Raw genomic sequence first — 16,954 nt, forward strand, 5'->3', positions numbered from 1 at the left:
TCGTCCAGGGGGTGTCGCGGCGGGCTGTGCGGGGGAGGTCACGAGGACGGGTTCCATTCGAGGTGGAGGACGGCGACGTCGTCGGCCAGGCCGCCCCAGTCGGCGGCGAGGCCCTGCGCCGTCTGGATGAGGGTGTCGACGAACGGTTCCGCGGGCAGGTCGGCGTGCTTGCGGGCGATCTCCAGGAGTCCCGCTTCGTCGAGGCGGTCGGAGCCGGGACCGACGCGTCCCTCGATCAGGCCGTCCGTGAAGAGCATCACGGCGCCCCCCTCCTCCACCGCGACCTCGCTGACGGGCCAGCCGACGCCCCAGCCGGGCAGGATGCCCAGCGCGGGCCCTCCCGGTACGGTGCGCAGCTCCACGCCGCCCGCGGAGCGGACCAGGAGGCCGGGGTGCCCGGCGCGCTGGACGGACACGGCGCGGGTGCCGGCCGGACGGGTGAGGGAGACGAGGGTGGCGAAGATCTCCGGGCCCGATCGCTCGGCCACCAGGATCCGCTCCAGCAGTGCGAGCAGTTCTGCGCCGCGGGCTCCGGCCATGACGAAGGACCGCCAGGCAACGCGCAGGCAGACGCCGAGTGCCGCCTCGCTGGGGCCGTGGCCCGACACGTCGCCGACCACGGCGTGCGTGGCTCCGTCGGGGGTCTGGACGACGTCGTAGAAGTCCCCGCCGAGCAGTGTCTGGGCGCGGCCGGGGTGGTAGCGGGCGCAGACGGCTACGGTGTCGGCCGCGTCGTCGAGCAACAGCGGTGTGGGGAGCAGGCCGCGTTCGAGGCGGGCGTTCTCCTCGGCGCGCAGTCGGCCCGCCTGGAGGGCGACGGCAGCCAGCTCGGTGCGCTTGCGCTGGATCGCGTAGCGGATGGCCCGCATGAAGACGTCGGCTTCGAGCCGCCCCTTGACCAGGTAGTCCTGGGCGCCGGCCGCGACGGCCGTCAGTCCCGCCCGCTCCTCCGACAGGCCCGTCAGGACGACGACCGCCGTCTCGGCGGACACGGCGAGGACCTTCTTCAGGCCGTCCAGGCCCTGGGCGTCGGGGAGGTGCAGGTCCAGCAGGACGCACTCGGGGGCCTCGGTCTCCAGCAGGTGGAGGGCGTCCGCGAGGGAGCGGGCCCGGGCGAGCCGGACCTCGGTTCCGCTGTCCTCCACGAGTTCCTCGACGAGCACGGCGTCGCCCTCGTCGTCCTCGATGAGGAGGACCTGCGGCGGTACGCCGTTCCACAGTGCCAGTGAGTCGTCGGGCTGCGCCGAGGGCGTCTGCCGCGGCCGGATCACCGGGTGTGGGTGGGTGGGGGCGGCCGGGCGCGGGGCCCCCAGCCCGGACGTGCTCACCATGGCGTCGGGTCTGTCCCTTCTCATTGCGGACGGCGGACGCCCGACGGACGCGTGGTTGCGTCGGACAAGCCTAGGGTGATCATTTGCCGTTAGGCAATATTTTACGGACTCAATGATTCTGTCCTGCCCCGGCCTGACCGAAAACCGCCTCCCGGCTCGGGAGCGGCAGCCGCCTCCCGGAACGCCGTCAGCCCCGCCACCAGCGCGTCCACCGCCTCGGGCGCCATCCGCCCGAGCACCGCCGACAGCTCCCGCAGCCGGATGGCCCGCCGCTCGTCCAGGAGCGCCCGTCCCCGGGGAGTGAGCCGCACCTCCACCTCGCGCCGCCTGAGCGGGTGGGGCGAGCGGGTGAGCAGCCCCATGGCCTCCAACCGGTCGCAGAGCCGGGTGACCGACGGCGGACGCGATCCGAGCACCTCGCCCAGGGCCCGGAGGTTGACGCCCTCGGCTCCCTCGACGGCGAGCAGCGCCCGCAGCTGCGACGGTGAGACCGCCGGTGCCACACCGTCCTGCCCCCGGGCGTGCAGCACCGCGAGGAGGTCCGCCGCGGCGGCCAGTGCCGCGGCCGGGTCCTCGTGCGCGCCGGAGCGGCCGGGGCGGGGCATGCCCCCACTGTGCCACTGTCCGGCGCGGTCGGCCCCCGCGCTACCGCCCGCCGCTTCCGGACCCGGCGCCGGGCCTGCCGTGCCAGTCGAGGCAGACGACCATCGCGTCATCGGCGGCGTCCACGCCGCCCCGGTAGCCCGGCAGCTCTTCGAGGAGCGCCCGCGGCACCTGCGAGGGCGGCAGCAGCCGGGTGTTCAGGACGGCCCGGGTCAGGGCGTGCAGGCCGTACGGTTCTCCGGCCGGGGAGAGCACGTCGTAGACGCCGTCGCTCAGGAGGACCAGCCGGTCCCCCGGCAGGACCCTGAAGCGCTGACAGGTGTAGACGGTGTCCTCGAACATGCCGAGCGGCAGCTGCGCCTCCAGCCCGATCGGCTCCACGGCGCCCCCGCGCAGCCTCCAGAGCCGGGGCGACCCGGCGTCGATGACCTCGACCTCACCGGTGTCCAGGTCGAAGCAGAGCAGCAGCATCGACAGGTGCTGGCGCCCCTGGTAGTGGCCGTACAGGGCCTGGTCCGCCAGGGCCGCCTGATCGGCGAGGCCGAGGCCGGCCCGCCGGGCGTTGCGCAGGGCGCTGACGGCGAGACTGGTCAGCAGCGCCGCCTCGACGCCTTCGCCCATGCCGTTGTTGACGGTCAGGGTCAGGTGGTCGGCGGAGGCCGACCAGTCGAAGCTGTCGCCGAAGATCGCGTACGCGGGCTCCAGCTGCGCCCCGAGGTCGTACTCCGGCCGGGAACAGGAGCGGCCCGGCAGCAGCTGCCACTGCATCTCGGCCGCCAGGGTGAGTCTCCTGGCCCGGCGCGCCTGGAGGAAGAAGTCGGTGTCGCGGTCGGCGACGAGGATCTCGTGGGCCAGCGCGTCGGCCACGTCCTGCAGCGGGCCGAGGAGTCCGCCGACCGGGACTCCGGCCGCGAAGCGGACGCTCAGGACGCCGAGCCGGTCGCCGCGCACGGTCACCGGCAGGTGCACGGTGGTCCCGCTCGCCCCGGGCACCACGTGCGGCTCCTGGGCGCCGAAGGCACGGCCCTCGGCACCGTTGAACGCCGACACGGAATCGACGGTGAAGGGCCGGGCGGTGACGGGCTGGAGCCGTGCCGAGGCGTAGTCGGCCATCAGCAGCTCGGCACCGGCCGCCCCGTATTCCCGGGCCAGGACGCCCCGGACCTCCTCGAACACCTCGTGCGGGGCGGCGCCGCGCAGCACGCGCTCGACGCCACCGCCGCCCCCGACGCCCTCTCCGCGTACGACTCCGGTCACCGGCCCCGTTCCTGTCTCGCTCGCAACTGCCAAAATGGGGGACGACGAAGCCGCCGGTCCACCGAGGAAGGGCGGGCGCGTACGTCCGGTAGGGAGTGTCACATGAGTCAGCGGTCGATCGGCTCCTCCGGGCCCGCCTCCCCGGACGTGGCGGAGATGAGCGAGCTGATCGAGCTGCTGGAGGTGGTCTGGGAGCGGGGCCGGGACACCGCCAGCGCCCCGCCGGTCTCCTCCGCGCAGGCCCGGGTGCTGTTCCTCGTCGAGACGAACGGCCGGCTGAACCTGCGCGAGCTCGGCAGGCTGCTGGAGGCGGCCCCGCCGTCCGTCACCCGGCTCTGCGACCGTCTGGAGGCCGTGGGCTTCCTCGAACGGCACCCCGGGGCCGACGACCGCCGCGAGGTGCTGCTCCGGCTCACCCCGTCGGGCCTGACGTACCTCGAACGACTGCGCACCCGCAGGCAGGAGGTGCTGGCCGAGGCGATGGCCGGGATGCCGGAGGCCTCCCGGGCCGCCCTGGCGACGGGACTCGCGGCCTTCTGCGCCGCGGTGGCGCACCCGCTGCGGCTGCCGTCCCAGGAGTCCTTCGGCACCAGGACGGCCTGAACCGGACGGCGCCCGGACCGGCGGCGGGCCCGGAGCCGGGGCCGCACGGGTCCCTCCGACGCCGGGTCAGTTCAGACGCAGCGCCGTCGTGATGGTCTTGCCGTCGGGACGGGCGCTGCAGTGGACGCGCTCCGCCAGACGCTGGACGAGGGGCCAGCCGTAACCGCCGGGGTGCTCGACCGTCCCCGTACGCGCCCTGGGCAGGCGCGGGTCGGCGTCGGCGACCGACAGGAGCAGGACGCCGTCCTCTATGTCGGCCCGGAAGGCGGTGACACCGTCGCCGTGCCGGATCGCGTTGGTGACCAGCTCCGAGGTGACGAGCAGCGCGTCCGCGGCGGGAACGCTGTCGAGGCTGACACCCGCGAGGAGCAGCAGGTCCCGGACGCGCTCACGGGCCGCGGCCGCGGACCGGGGCGGTGCGGCGTGCCCGTCGCCGACCGCCTCCTCGCGGTGCCGCTGCCGGCCCTGGGGGGCCTGGGGCGGCGGAGGTGGGTGGTTCATGCTGATCGCCTGCCCACGGCCGTACGGCTCATACCGTGACGTCCCGTTCGCGGACGCCGGAGGGTGGTCAGCATGTCAGCGCGGTCGCCAGGCTGTCGGCCATGCGGAACGCCGGCGCGGCTCCCGTGACGTCCAACAGCCGCCGGACGGCGGTGTGCAGCGGGCCGGCGAGGACGAGCACGGAGCCCGCGGCCGCGTGGGCCCGCTGCGCGGCGAGCAGCGCGTGCAGCACGGAGGAGTCGACGAAGGGGGTGCCCGACAGGTCCACGACGGTGCGCGGCGGGCCGCCCTCCGACGCCTGCGCGAGGGCACGGGCAAGGAACGGCGCGTCGCCCTCGTCGACTTCGCCGTGCAGGCTGATGACGGTCGCATCGCGTCCTGCGGACGTGGTGACGACCGATTCCCCTCCGGTCACCGGACCATTCTGCTCCATCGCGCACGGTCCGGGATACCGGGTACCCGGGGCAAGTAGCCCTTCGCTTCCGTTACTCGGGGGAATGAGCCCTCGGTACACCGTCCGCCGGGGGCCCGGTTGCACGGTGTACGGCCCATGGAGGATGGTTGCCGCAGGACAACTGTTATTCCGAGGTCTTTCCGCCGTGATGAACGCGATGAAGAGGTGAGGGGTCCGCGCAGCGGGCCTTCAACGTTTGGTTCCTTCCACCGAGACGACGTCGAACGCGCCCGCTGCGGCCCGGCCGTGGGGCCAGGCCCCCTACCCGGTGCTGGTGGCCGACGCGGATGCGGTCGTGGTCCACGCCAACGAGGCGGCGGGGCTGGTGTTCCCGGACGCCCGCCCGGGCTCGTCGATGGCGGCCGCGGTCCCCGGCTGGCTGGTGTCGGCGCACGCGCGCTGCACCACCCCGCTCCCCGCGCAGCGCCCGCCGGCCGATGCCGGGACCGTCCGGGGCCGAGTCGGCGACCGGTCCTACGAGGCGCACCCGACACCGCGTGACGACGGCACGGTGGTGTGGTGGCTGGTCGACGACACCGACCACCGCCTGGCCCGCGAAGCCCTGTGGACGGAACGCAAGCGCACCGAGTTCCTGGTCCGCTCCTCCAACCTCCTGCTGTCGTCCCTGAACCTCGACCGCTGCATGGACGTCACGGCGCAGATGGCGGCCGACCACCTCGCCGACGCGGCCCTGGTGATCGCCCCCGTACAGGGCCGGGAGCTCCACGTCGTCTCGTGCGTCCGGGGCGGCAGCCCGTCCGTGTCCCGCGCCGCCGTCGACCCCGGGGACGTGCCCGGGCTGGCCGAGGCGCTCCAGGGGTTCCCGCCCGTGCCCTCCCGGTGGCTCGACCCGTCGGCCGCGCCGGCCTGGCTGGTCCCGGACGGTCTCGACACCCTGGGGTCGATCGTCATCACGCCCCTGCCCGGGCACGGTGTGCCCGCGGGCGCCCTGGTGCTGCTGCGCAACGACGGCGCCGAGGCGTTCACGGAGGGCGAGGAGGTGTTCGCGCGCCTGTTCGCCGCCCGCGCCGGCGCCGCGATGTCGGCCGCCCGGCTCTACGCGGAGCAGGCGTCGATCACCGACACCCTGATGCGCGAACTCCTGCCCCCCTCTCTGCACCAGGTCTCCGGGGTGGAGTACGCCGGCGGCTACCGGCCGTCGAAGGACCACGAGCGGGTCGGCGGCGACTTCTACGACGTCCACCCCGCCACCGACGAGGGCGCGCCCTCCCTCGTCGTCCTCGGAGACGTGTGCGGCAAGGGGCTGGAGGCCGCGGTGATGACCGGCAAGATCCGCAACACGCTGCACGCCCTCCTGCCGATGGCCGACGACCACCACCGGATGCTCAGCCTGCTCAACACCTCGCTGCTGAACTCCGAGAACGCCCGCTTCGCCACCATGGTGCTCGCCTCCGCGGCCCGGGACGGCAACGCCGTGCGGCTGCGCCTGACGAGCGCCGGGCACCCGGCGCCTCTGATCCTGCGCTCCGACGGCCGGGTGGAGGAGGCCCCCACCAAAGGCACCCTGGTGGGCGCGCTGCCCGCGATCACCACGCGGACGGCCCGCGTGACGCTCGCCCCCGGGGACACCTGCGTGCTGTACACCGATGGAATCAGCGAGGCGCGGGGAGGGCCCATGGGCGGTGTGATGTTCGGGGAGGAGCGGCTGCGCCGCGCCCTGTCGGAGTGCGCGGCGATGCCCGCCGAGGCGGTGGTGGAGCACGTGCAGATGCTCGCCTCCCAGTGGGTGGGGGCGGGCCGCCACGACGACATGGCCGTCGTCGTCATCTCGGCGCCGCGCACCAACCACCTCAGCGCCGTGGACGGCCACACCCGCGGGCGGTTCACCGCGTGAGCCCGTACGACACCACGGCACCGGCACCGGCCCCTGCCGCCACCTCGGCTTCCGCATCGGCTTCGGGCGGACTCCGCGCGCGGGTGTGGGAGTCGGTGATGGCGTTCGACGAGGCCGGCGCCATCGGCACGGTCGTCCGCGCGCTGGACGAGGGCATGGGCGCCGAGGACCTCCTGCTCGACGTCATCGCCTCCGTCCAGGTGCGGTTGGGCCGGGAGTGGGCCGCCAACCGCATCACGGTCGCCCAGGAGCACGCCGCCACCGCCATCAACGACCGGGCCGTCACGGCCGTCGCCCTGCATCCCTCGGTACGCACGGCGCCGACGCGCGGCCGAGTGGTGGTGGCCTGCGTGGACGGCGAGTGGCACGCCCTGCCCGCCCGGCTCCTGGCCGAAGTGCTGCGCATCAGGGGCTGGCACGTCGACTACCTCGGCGCGCAGATCACCGCCCCCCACCTCGTCGCACACCTGCACCGGACCGGGCCGGACGCCGTCGCCCTCTCCGGCTCCCTGGCGACGCGGCTGCCCGCCGCACACGCCACCATCACCGCCTGCCAGGCCGTCGGGACCCCCGTGATCGTGGGCGGGGCCGCCTTCGGCCCCGGTGGCCGCTACGCCCGGCTGCTGGGCGCGGACGGCTGGGCTCCCGACGCCCGGGCCGCCGCCGACGAGCTGGCCCGCGGCCCGCTGCCGCGCGTGCGGCCCGGCCACCAGGCCATCGACGACCTGCCCCACCTCAAGGACCAGGAGTACACGCTGGTGGCCCGCAGCCGTCGGCGGCTGGTCGGCGCCGTGTTCGGGCAACTGGCGGACGCCTACCCGGCGATGCGCGCCTACACGGAGGTCCAGCTCGAGCGCACGGCCGAGGACCTCTCCCACATCGTCGACTTCCTCGCCGCCGCCCTCTACACCGGTGACGAGGACCTCTTCCGCGGCTTCCTGGTGTGGACCGCCTCGGTGCTGGACGCCCGCGGGGTTCCCGCCGCCTCGCTGCTGCCCGCCCTGGAGCTCCTGGAGCGGGAACTGCAGGACTTCCCGCGCGCCGCCGCAACCCTGCGGGCCGGAGCCGCCCGCCTGACCCGTACCCCTCTCACCACTGCCGGGACCGCCGAATGACGAGCCTGCCCTCCGCCCCGCTCGGCCTGACGTACTCCGCCTCGCACGACACGGTGCGCGTCGAGCTGAGCGGCGACCTCGACCACCTCCACGCCGACCTCCTCGTCGAAGCCGTGGACCGGCTGCTCACGGAGCATCCCGGGCTTCGGGACCTGCGGCTGGACTGCGCCGGGCTGTCGGCCGTGGACTCCAGCGGCCTGGCGGCGCTGCTCATGGTCCGGCGACGCACCGGCGCGGCGGGCGCGGGGCTCCACCTCGACGCGCGGACCGTACAGTTGGACCGCCTCTTGGAGCTCACCGGCACACTGGAGTACCTCACGGCACCAGGAGCGGGCGCGCAGGCACTGCGCGGCCCCGGGTGCGGCGTACCACGCGGCGGTCCGGCGGACGAGAACCGGACCACCCCTCCCTCCGGCGTCGCGGAGCCGCGCGCCTGAGCGGAAGCGACCGGCTCACCCCAGGGAGGCATTCCGTGCAGCGCCGCCTCCCGTCCGGGTCCCACGTCCAGCGCACGGGCCCGGGCGTCACTGCGGGAGGGGGCTGCGGTCCGCCGCTGGGGCCCCGGACGGGAACTGGACGACCATGCCGCTCCGGGGCCGGGTGGGGATGCGGCGCACGGGGATCCGCACGTCCTGTTCCGGCAGGTCGAGCCCGAGTTCCGCCAGGGTCGCGGTCAGGGTGGCCAGGAGGTGGACGGTGATGTCCTCGCCGGGGCAGCGGTGGCCCGTCCGGGCATTCCCGCCGCCCTGGGCGATGAGCTCGCCGGCGCCCGGTTCCCTGCCGAGGAACCTGCGCGGGTCGAAGCGGTGCGGCTCCGGCCAGAGGTCGGGGTCGCGGTGGTGGCCGGGTACGTCGAGGAGCACCAGCGTCCCCTCGGGCACCTCTTGCGCTTCGAACGTCAGATCGCGGGCCGCGAGACCGCCGACGAACGGCACGAACGGGTAGCAGCGCCGCACTTCATGGGCGAAAGCCCTGGCATGGGTTCCGTCGTCGTCCGCCCGCAGTTCCTCCCGGACGGCGGGGAAGCGGTGCAGTGCGTGGGCCGCGAAGGCGGTGAACCACGTGATCGCCACGGTGGGACGGAGGATGTTGAGCAGTTCCACGGCGGCGGTACGGGGGTCGAGCAGGGTGCCGTCCGCGTCCCGGTGCCGGGCCACCGCTTCCAGGACGGTGGGATGGTGGCCGGGCGACGAGAGCGCCGTGTTCCCGCGTACGTCAGCGATGATCCGGGCCAGCGCGGCTTCCTGGCGGCTTCGGGCGCGGCGGGCCTTCCAGTGGCGGGGGCCGGGGGTGGCGAACCCGTCGACCATGGCCACGCAGTCCTCGGCCAGGCGGCGCACGGCGGCGCCGTCGGCGGAGGGGAGCCCGCTCCATGCGCAGGCCGCGGCGGCGAGCCCCACCGCCATCTCCTCGAAGAGGACGGCTCCGTGATCCCGCGGGCCGAGGTCGAGCGCACGGAGGCAGTGCTCGCGGGCCAGTCGGCCGAGGGCTTCCACGCCGTCGGGCGTCATGAGCCGGCTGGTGAAGAGCTGCTTGCGGACCCGGTGCGGCTCGCCGTCCAGCGTGTGGACGGCTCCTCGGCCGAAGAGGGTGTCCAGGACCGGTCCGGGCAGGGCGCCGTGCCGCAGGACGTGGCGTTCGTCGTAGAAGAAGTCGACGGCGGCCGGGCCGTGCAGCAGGAGGGCGGGCCGGCCCATCAGCCGGGTCGGGACGGCCGGGCCGCCGCCGTGCCGTCGGCGCAGTTCGGGCGCCCAGGCGTAGCCGCGGGTCAGGAGGGCGAGCGTGTCGTCGGTGAGCGGATGCATGGCGGTCGCCTACCCGGTCGCCCGGGACGCACGCGCCGCCGAACGGCGGGCTTCGTGCCGGCGGGCGGCCCTCGGTGCCAGATGCCGTCGCACCATCCGTGCACCGTCCGCCCGCATGGGCGCGGGGAGGGCGGGCAGGTGCCGGTACCGACGGGCCGCGGCGCGGGTGAGGCGTTCGCGCCGGCGGGCGGGTTCGCGCGGCGAGTGCCCCCGCGGTGGGGACGAGAGGAGAGGCCATGGTCCTGGTGCCGGCGGAGTGCGCGGGCGCGCCGTGCTGGATCAGTCTGGCGGCGCGGGATCTGGCCGCCTCGGAGGCGTTCTACCGGGCGGTGTTCGGGTGGGCCTTCCGGCGCGGGTCCTTCGGGCGGGCCTTCTCGGTCGCACAGGCCGACGGGGTGGCCGTGGCGGGCCTCGCCGAGGTGGCCGGGGAGCTGGCCGTGCCCGTGGCGTGGACCCCGTACTTCGCCGTGGACGACGCGGACGGGGCGGTGGCCCGGATCCGGGAGCGGGGCGGCACGGTCGGCGTCGGCCCGGTCGCCTACCCGCCGCGGGGGCGGGCGGCCCTGGCGACGGACCACGAGGGGGCGGCCTTCGGGATCTGGGAAGGGCGGGTCCTGTCCGAGTGGCGCGTCGGCCCCGGCACGGCGCCGGCCTGGCTGGAGCTCCACAGTCGGGACGCCTTCGCCGCCGCCCTCTTCTACGGCGAGGCCCTGCAGTGGAGCACCGCCAGCGGCCGCGGCTGCTGCGACATCTCCTACGAGCAGGACCAGGTCGTCCTGCGTTACGCGGACGAAGCGGTGGCGCGCCTGAACAGCGGGCCCGTGGAGGAGGCGGCCGCCAAGCCCCACCTGCGCCCGCGCTGGCTGGTCCACTTCCGTGTCCGCGACCTGGGCGCCGCCGCAGCCGCCGCAGTCGCACACGGCGGCCGCGTCGTCGCCGACGGCCCCTGGCCCGCCGGACCGGGGCAGGTGACGGTCCGGGATCCGGACGGAGCCCTCTTCACCCTCGACCACTCCCCCGCCGCGCCCTGGCCCGTCCCGTCATGACGTCTCCTGGAACCGGCCCTCAGGAGTCATCCCCTGCGGAGCCTTTGGGGTCCTCCCGCACGTCCACGCCGGTGCAGGCGTCGTCCTTGCCTCCGCCGGGGCGCTGCGAACGGCCGCGCGCAAATGCGCAGGAGGCGGAGCACGCCAGGCAGCGTTCGTGGAGCACGCGGTGGGCTGCCGCCAGGGCCGCGCGTTCGCCTTTCCGGGCCTGCGGGTCGGCGCGTGGCGCCGGGCGGTGGGCGTGCGCCTGGCGTACGGCTGCGTCCGGGGAGCGTGCGTCCAGGCCCTCGGGACCGTGGCGGAGAGGTGACAGGGGCGCCGGCCGGCGTAGAAGCCGCAGTCCGGGACGGCCACGGCGGTGCCGAGGTCGTAGCAGGCCTCCAGCCAGCCTGAAGGGGGTGCTGGAGGTGTACGGGAGCACCGAGAGGTCCAGAGAACCCAGGTACGCCCACAGTGCGTCGTCGTCGAGGTCGTCGTGGACCCGGAGGTCCACGCGGCCTGCGGCGGCCAGCCCGGCCACGACCTCGGGCGCGTACGCGCGGGCGCCGGGGTCGTGCGTGTCGGTGTGGGTGTCGACGCGCAGCCGCGCGTGCGGGAGCTGCTCCGTGACGTCCGCCAGCGCCCGGATGACCGGCAGGGGCGCCCTGTCGGGCCGCAGGCTCTCGGGCGCGTACCCCGGGTGCCGGCGGTCATGCCACCGGACTCGGCTCCACCGCTCACAGCCAGCCGTTGCGCTGGGCCTGGAGCGCCAGCTGGAAGCGGTTCTCGGCGCCCAGGCGGGCCATCAGGATCTGGAGGCGGCGGAAGAAGGTGCGGCGGCTGATGCCCAGTTCACGGGCGATGGCCTCGTCGCCCGCGCCGCCGGCGAGCAGGCGGAGCAGTCGGCGGTCGGCCGGCGGCAGGCCGGCCGGGCGGGTGGCGCGGCCGTGGAAGGGCAGGGCCTGCTGCCAGGTCTGCTCGAACAGGGCGACCAGGGCCGAGAGGAGGCCGCACGGCTGCACCACCAGCGCCGTGTTGTGCACGTCGGCCTCCCTGATCGACAGGGACACCAGCGCGTACGCCTCGTCGATGATCAGCAGCTTGACCGGCACCGTCGGCGCCACCCTGGCCTGCTCCCCCGCCTCGATGCACGGCTCGATGGCGCCCTCCAGCCGCCCGGGCGTCTCCAGTGACGCCTTCGAGTAGACGACCCGCTGCGTCACTCCGCGGGCGAGGGTCGCCAGTGCGTCGTCGAGGGCCTCGGTCTGCGGGAAGTAGGGCGGCGATTCGAGCTGGCGGATCTGCTCGCGGGCGCTGGCCCAGGCCTGGCGGAGCCTCGGGCCGACGGCGTCACCGGTGACGACCTCGACGAGGTTGTCGTCACGGGCCGTGAGCCGCCGGCGGCGAAACGATTCGAACGCGCCGCCCACGGCGACGCGGGACGCCTCCAGCTCGGCCGCGCGGCGCCGGGCGAGGACCTCCAGGCCGGCGGCGGGAGGGACCGGCGCCACCACGTCCGACTCCTCGGCGGCGCCCGCCAGCCCGGCGTCGACCAGCTCTCCGTACGCCGCGGCGAACTCGGCGCCCTCCAGCCCGGCCGCCCGTCGCAACTCGGCGAGCGGTGCGGGGGCCCGTTCCAGCAGGGACAGGTACACGCGACCCGCTGCGGGGCCGATCCCCAGCATCCGCAGGGCCTCGTCCAGTTTCGCGTTCGCCATGCACCGCATTATCGACGACCAGGGGGCGGGGATGGCCGATCGGTGCCACTGGCACGACAGGGCCTCCGCAGGGCGCGCCGCCGCAGTACCGTCCGGGCATCGTCGGGGCCTCCCGGCAGCCGACACCGTCCGGAAGAAGGTGCACGAGGTGGCGAACGCTCGCAAGAACGGCCTCTACTCGGAGATCTCCGAGGAGCTGTCCGCCCTGATGAAGACGGGCTGGGCGGACACCGAACGGCACGACCTCGCGGTCGACGAGCAGGCCCCGTACGCGGCCCTCCGCCGCGCCGCCCTCTCCGCCCGCTTCCCCGGCGAACGGCTGGTGGTCCCGTCCGGCAACCTCAAGGCCCGCTCGAACGACGACACCTACCCGTTCCGCCCCTACTCCGGCTACGTCCACATGACCGGGGACCAGGCCCGCGACGGCGCGCTCGTCCTCGAACCCCGCCCGGACGGCGGCCACGACGCGTACTGCTATCTGCTGCCGCGCGACAGCCGGGACACGGACGAGTTCTGGGTGGGCTACACCGCCGAGCTGTGGATGGGCCGTCGCCGCTCCCTCGCCGAGTCGGAGCGCGTGCTCGGGCTGGCCTGCCGCGACGTCCGTACGGTGGTGGCCGACCTGGCCGCCGCGACCGACGTGCCCACGCGCATCGTCCGCGGCGTCGACCCGGCGCTGGAGGCCTCCGTCACCACCGACGCCGGACGCGACGCCGAGCTGGAGGAGGCCCTGAGCGGGCTCCGGCTCGTCAAGGACGTCTGGGAGATCGGCGAGATGCGCAAGGCGGTCGACTCCACCGTGCGCGGTTTCACCGACTGCGTCGGCGAGCTCTCGCGGGCGATCGCCTCCTCCGAGCGGTGGATCGAGGGGACCTTCTTCCGCCGGGCACGGCTGGAGGGCAACTCCGTCGGATACGGCTCGATCTGCGCCTCGGGCGACCACGCCACGATCATGCACTGGACCGACAACGACGGCCCGGTACGACCGGGCGACCTCCTCCTGCTGGACGCCGGCGTGGAGACCCGCACCCTCTACACCGCCGACGTGACCCGGACCCTGCCCGTCAGCGGCACGTTCACGCCCGTGCAGCGCACGGTGTACGACGCCGTGTACGAGGCCCAGGAGGCGGGCATCGCCGCAGTGAAGCCGGGGGCCGCCTACCGCGACTTCCACGTGGCGGCGCAGCGGTACCTGGCGGAGAAGCTCGTCGAGTGGGGCTTCATCGAGGGCCCGGCGGACCGCGCGTACGAGCTCGGCCTGCAGCGCCGCTTCACCATGGCCGGCACCGGCCACATGCTCGGCCTGGACGTCCACGACTGCGCCCAGGCCCGCACCGGGGAGTACGTCGAGGGGGCGCTGGAGCCGGGCATGGTGCTCACGGTGGAGCCGGGCCTGTACTTCCAGCCGGACGACCTCACGGTCCCCGAGGAGTGGCGCGGCATCGGTGTCCGGATCGAGGACGACCTGCTGGTGACCGCCGACGGCCACGAGAACCTGTCGGCGGGCCTGCCGCGTTCGGCGGACGAGGTCGAGGCGTGGATGGCCCGCGTGGCGGGCTGACCGGCCGGGGCGGCCGCGGCCGCTGCTCCAGGACGCCGGTCCGTGGCTGAATCGTGCGGCGGTACCCGGGACGGGTGACGGTGCGCTGCGCTGCGCCGCCGCAGGGGGAAGACCCTCCAGCGGGACCACCGTCGATGCCCAGGCCCTGCCCGAACTCCTGGCCGTGACCGCCACGGCCATCCTCTCCGTCCACCTCCGCCCACGCGGCTCGCCCGAGTCCTAACCCGTCGGCGCTCCCCACGCACACGACCACCGGTGTCGGAGGCCGGCCGCGGGCCGGCCCGCGGCCGGGTGGGTCAGGGGGTGAACAAGACCTTGACGGCGCCGTCCCGCTTCTTCTGGAACATCTCGTATGCCTCGGGTGCCTGCCCGAGGGGGAGGCGGTGGGTGGCGAAGTCCTCGACGCCCAGGGGGTCGCCGTCGCGGACGAGGGGCAGGAGGTCCTCGATCCAGCGCCACACGTTGGCCTGCCCCATGCGCAGTTGGACCTGCTTGTCGAACAGGGTGAGCATCGGGATGGGGTCGGCCATGCCTCCGTAGACCCCGGACAGGGAGATGGTCCCGCCGCGGCGGACCAGTTCGATGGCCAGGTACAGGGCGGAGAGGCGGTCGACTCCGGCGCGCTTCATCAGTCGGGCGGCCAAGGGGTCGGGCAGGAGTCCGGTCAGGGCCTGGGCGCCCGCCGCCACGGTCGCGCCGTGCGCCTCCAGGCCCACCGCGTCGATCACGGCGTCCGGGCCGCGGCCGTCGGTGAGGTCCCGGACGGCGGACACGACGTCGTCGTCCTGGCCGAGGTCCAAGACCTGGACGCCGTGCCCGCGTGCCCGGTCCAGGCGTTCGGCCACGAGATCGAGGCCGATCACCGTGTCCACGCCGAGGTGGGCGGCCACCCGGGTGCACATGTCGCCGATGGGGCCGAGGCCCAGGACGGCGAGGCTGCCGCCCGCGGGGACGTCGGCGTACTGGACGGCCTGCCAGGCGGTCGGCAGCACGTCGGAGAGGTAGACGAAGCGGTCGTCCGGGGGGCCGTCGGGGACTTTGACGGGCAGGGTGTTGCCGAAGGGCACCCGCAGGTACTCGGCCTGGCCCCCGGGCACCTGCCCGTAGAGCTTGGTGTAGCCGAAGAGGGAGGCGCCTTTGCCGTGTTCACGGACCTGCGTGGTCTCGCACTGCGAGTGGAGACCGCGGGCGCACATGAAGCAGGTGCCGCAGGAGACGTTGAAGGGCACGACCACCCGGTCGCCGGGGCGGACGGCGCTGACGTCGGGGCCCGTCTCCTCGACGATGCCCATCGGTTCGTGGCCCAGGATGTCGCCCGGTTCGAGGAACGGTCCGAACACCTGGTAGAGGTGCAGGTCGGAACCGCACAGGCCGGTGGTGGTGACCTTGACGATCACGTCGGTCGGGTCCTGCACCACCGGGTCGGCGACGGTGTCCACGCGTACGTCGGCCTTTCCGTGCCAGGTCAGGGCCTTCATCGCCGTTCCTCCCCGCCGGCCGTGCCAGGGGCGCGGGAGGTGTCGCTGCCGGGTTCGGCCATCCTGCGGTGGCCTTCGGCCTTGAGCGCGTCGGGCAGCACCTTGTTGAGGAGTTCCTGCGCCTTGGTCTTCAGGGAGCCCGCGACGACCTTGTCGTCCCCGGACTCCATGGCGTCCAGACCCTGGCGGGCCACGTCGGCGGGGTCGTCCTTGTCCTGCCGGCCGACCTTGGTGTCGCCCATGTCCGCGCGCCGGAAGAAGTCCGTCTCCGTCGGCCCGGGCATCAGCGCCGTGACGGTGACACCCGAGTCCTTGAGTTCGTTCTGCACGGCCTGCGAGAACGACTGCAGGAAGGACTTCGACGCGTTGTAGACGGCCTGGAAGGAGCCCGGCATCGTCGAGGCGATCGAGGAGGTGATCAGTACGCTCCCCTCGTCGCGCTCGACCATGTGTCCGAGGGCCCGCTTGGCGAGGTGGACGGTCGAGCGCACGTTCAGGTCGACGATTTCGAGCTCGTCGGCCAGGTCGGTCTCGACGAACGCCCCTCCCTGGCCGACGCCGGCGTTGAGGGCGACGACCGTGACCGGGCGCCCTCGTGCGGTGACGGCCTGCCACAACCGTTCGGCTTCCTCGTACCTGCGCAGGTCTGCGCGCACGACCTCCACCAGCGTGCCCGCCTGCCGGATCCGCTGCGCCGCCGTCTGGAGCCGGGCGTCGTCCTCGGCGTTGATGACGAGGTCGTAGCCCCGGTCGGCCAGCTGGAGCGCCAGCTCGTATCCGATTCCGCTCGAAGCGCCGGTTACCACCGTAAAGGGGTTCATTGTGTCCATGCCCTGCCGTGTGCCCGATTCGGCCACGGATACACAGAGGAGCCGCCCGGAACGTCGGCGGGCCGGTGCGCCGCGCGGCGGCGCGTGCCAGGTGCGGGTGGACACGGCTCCCGGCCCGCACGGGTCCTGGGAACGGACCGGCTGATCACGACCTGCCGCTCGAACGGCTCATGGCGAGCCGGAGCAGCCGGCGACGAACGGCCCACCCGCGGTCCCGCACGAGCCGCACGGCCGGGTCAGTCGCCCGGTGACCAGAGGGCCGTCAGGGTGCCGCTGCCGGGAGACAGCCGCCGGCAGCCGCCGGGCACGTCCACCACCACGACGCCCGAGGTAGGGAATCCCTCCTCCAGCAGCTCCAACAGCTCCGGCGGACCGCTCCGGCAGAGGCCGACGGCCAGTTCGTGGATGCCCGGATTGTGGCCGACCAGTACCAGGGAGCCGATGGCCGGTGCCCGCTCGGTCAATGCGCTGACGAGTACGCTCGGCGCCGCGTTGTAGAGCCGCTCGTCGTACAGGGCCGGTGGCGGGTCCCTCAGGGCGGGCACCGCGAGCTGCCACGTCTGCCGCGTCCTGCGGGCCGGCGAGCACAGCACCAGCTCGGGCTCGAAGCCGGCGTCCGCGAGCCAGCGGCCCGTCAGAGGTGCCTGGGCCTTTCCGCGCTTGCTCAAAGGACGATCGATGTCCTCGTACGGCTGGTGCTTCGGCACCGCTTTGGCATGCCTCACCAACAGCAACCGGCACACGGCCGCCCCATCGGGGGCCGAGGACGTCGGCCGGGGTCCGGAATCCGCGGACATGGCCGTCTCCTTCCGAGTGCG

The 16,954-nt window shown here is 74.3% G+C and carries 16 protein-coding genes; 6 read left to right on the plus strand and 10 right to left on the minus strand.

Going from position 1 to position 16,954, the window contains the following annotated elements; all coding sequences use genetic code 11:
* Nucleotides 1-38 precede the first annotated feature (38 nt).
* The 3 genes from ACIRBY_RS03785 to ACIRBY_RS03795 all read right to left on the minus strand — a co-directional run bounded on the left by ACIRBY_RS03785 (nucleotide 39) and on the right by ACIRBY_RS03795 (nucleotide 3,191).
* Entirely contained in the window at nucleotides 39-1,331 is a 1,293-nt protein-coding gene (locus ACIRBY_RS03785; protein ID WP_403895626.1) for a PP2C family protein-serine/threonine phosphatase, read from the minus strand.
* Between the two features lie 101 nt (nucleotides 1,332-1,432).
* Complete coding sequence (locus ACIRBY_RS03790) at nucleotides 1,433-1,936, minus strand: MarR family winged helix-turn-helix transcriptional regulator (RefSeq protein WP_403895628.1); 504 nt, start codon at nucleotides 1,934-1,936, stop codon at nucleotides 1,433-1,435.
* Between the two features lie 40 nt (nucleotides 1,937-1,976).
* On the minus strand, nucleotides 1,977-3,191 hold the full coding sequence (locus ACIRBY_RS03795) for a PP2C family protein-serine/threonine phosphatase (RefSeq protein WP_403895630.1): 1,215 nt from the start codon (nucleotides 3,189-3,191) through the stop codon (nucleotides 1,977-1,979).
* A 102-nt stretch (nucleotides 3,192-3,293) separates the two neighbouring features.
* Between ACIRBY_RS03795 and ACIRBY_RS03800 the strand changes: the two genes are divergently transcribed.
* Nucleotides 3,294-3,794, plus strand: a complete 501-nt coding sequence (locus tag ACIRBY_RS03800) for a MarR family winged helix-turn-helix transcriptional regulator (protein ID WP_403895634.1) — start codon at nucleotides 3,294-3,296, stop codon at nucleotides 3,792-3,794.
* A gap of 66 nt (nucleotides 3,795-3,860) precedes the next feature.
* On the opposite strand, the gene ACIRBY_RS03805 is transcribed toward ACIRBY_RS03800, so the two are convergent.
* Nucleotides 3,861-4,295: an ATP-binding protein gene (locus ACIRBY_RS03805; RefSeq protein WP_403895637.1), complete on the minus strand. Its 435-nt coding sequence runs from the start codon at nucleotides 4,293-4,295 to the stop codon at nucleotides 3,861-3,863.
* Between the two features lie 67 nt (nucleotides 4,296-4,362).
* The gene (locus ACIRBY_RS03810) at nucleotides 4,363-4,710 is read right to left on the minus strand and encodes an STAS domain-containing protein (RefSeq protein WP_403895640.1); all 348 of its coding nucleotides are present in this window, start codon (nucleotides 4,708-4,710) and stop codon (nucleotides 4,363-4,365) included.
* Nucleotides 4,711-5,104: 394 nt separating this feature from the next.
* Between ACIRBY_RS03810 and ACIRBY_RS03815 the strand changes: the two genes are divergently transcribed.
* The 3 genes from ACIRBY_RS03815 to ACIRBY_RS03825 all read left to right on the plus strand — a co-directional run bounded on the left by ACIRBY_RS03815 (nucleotide 5,105) and on the right by ACIRBY_RS03825 (nucleotide 8,156).
* A complete protein-coding gene (locus ACIRBY_RS03815) occupies nucleotides 5,105-6,604 on the plus strand; it encodes a PP2C family protein-serine/threonine phosphatase (protein ID WP_403896876.1) in 1,500 nt (499 codons plus the stop codon).
* A 98-nt stretch (nucleotides 6,605-6,702) separates the two neighbouring features.
* Nucleotides 6,703-7,719 (plus strand): B12-binding domain-containing protein, encoded by a 1,017-nt coding sequence (locus tag ACIRBY_RS03820; RefSeq protein ID WP_403895642.1) that lies wholly within the window; start codon nucleotides 6,703-6,705, stop codon nucleotides 7,717-7,719.
* Nucleotides 7,716-8,156 carry an STAS domain-containing protein gene (locus tag ACIRBY_RS03825; RefSeq protein WP_403895644.1) on the plus strand — a complete coding sequence of 147 codons (441 nt, stop codon included), beginning with the start codon at nucleotides 7,716-7,718 and terminating at the stop codon, nucleotides 8,154-8,156. Before ACIRBY_RS03820 ends, ACIRBY_RS03825 begins: the two co-directional genes overlap by 4 nt.
* Before the next feature lie 87 nt (nucleotides 8,157-8,243).
* Here the strand turns inward: ACIRBY_RS03825 and ACIRBY_RS03830 are convergent, their stop codons facing one another.
* Nucleotides 8,244-9,524, minus strand: a complete 1,281-nt coding sequence (locus ACIRBY_RS03830) for a cytochrome P450 (protein WP_403895647.1) — start codon at nucleotides 9,522-9,524, stop codon at nucleotides 8,244-8,246.
* A 236-nt stretch (nucleotides 9,525-9,760) separates the two neighbouring features.
* Between ACIRBY_RS03830 and ACIRBY_RS03835 the strand changes: the two genes are divergently transcribed.
* Nucleotides 9,761-10,570 carry a VOC family protein gene (locus ACIRBY_RS03835; RefSeq protein ID WP_403895650.1) on the plus strand — a complete coding sequence of 270 codons (810 nt, stop codon included), beginning with the start codon at nucleotides 9,761-9,763 and terminating at the stop codon, nucleotides 10,568-10,570.
* 716 nt (nucleotides 10,571-11,286) lie between these two features.
* On the opposite strand, the gene ACIRBY_RS03840 is transcribed toward ACIRBY_RS03835, so the two are convergent.
* Complete coding sequence (locus ACIRBY_RS03840; protein ID WP_403895653.1) at nucleotides 11,287-12,267, minus strand: LuxR family transcriptional regulator; 981 nt, start codon at nucleotides 12,265-12,267, stop codon at nucleotides 11,287-11,289.
* A 148-nt stretch (nucleotides 12,268-12,415) separates the two neighbouring features.
* On the opposite strand from ACIRBY_RS03840, the gene ACIRBY_RS03845 reads away from it, so the two are divergent.
* A complete protein-coding gene (locus ACIRBY_RS03845) occupies nucleotides 12,416-13,828 on the plus strand; it encodes an aminopeptidase P family protein (protein WP_403895655.1) in 1,413 nt (470 codons plus the stop codon).
* Between the two features lie 296 nt (nucleotides 13,829-14,124).
* Here ACIRBY_RS03845 and ACIRBY_RS03850 read toward each other — a convergent pair whose 3' ends face one another.
* The 3 genes from ACIRBY_RS03850 to ACIRBY_RS03860 form a co-directional block, all read right to left on the minus strand.
* A complete protein-coding gene (locus ACIRBY_RS03850; protein WP_403895657.1) occupies nucleotides 14,125-15,306 on the minus strand; it encodes a zinc-dependent alcohol dehydrogenase in 1,182 nt (393 codons plus the stop codon).
* Complete coding sequence (locus ACIRBY_RS03855) at nucleotides 15,303-16,136, minus strand: SDR family NAD(P)-dependent oxidoreductase (protein ID WP_403895660.1); 834 nt, start codon at nucleotides 16,134-16,136, stop codon at nucleotides 15,303-15,305. The genes ACIRBY_RS03850 and ACIRBY_RS03855 overlap by 4 nt, the downstream gene beginning before the upstream one ends.
* Nucleotides 16,137-16,372: 236 nt before the next feature.
* Entirely contained in the window at nucleotides 16,373-16,933 is a 561-nt protein-coding gene (locus tag ACIRBY_RS03860; RefSeq protein WP_403895662.1) for a SixA phosphatase family protein, read from the minus strand.
* Between the last annotated feature and the right edge of the window lie 21 nt (nucleotides 16,934-16,954).

Origin of the sequence: Streptomyces sp. NPDC096136, from assembly GCF_044763325.1 — a bacterium.
GTDB lineage: Bacteria > Actinomycetota > Actinomycetes > Streptomycetales > Streptomycetaceae > Streptomyces.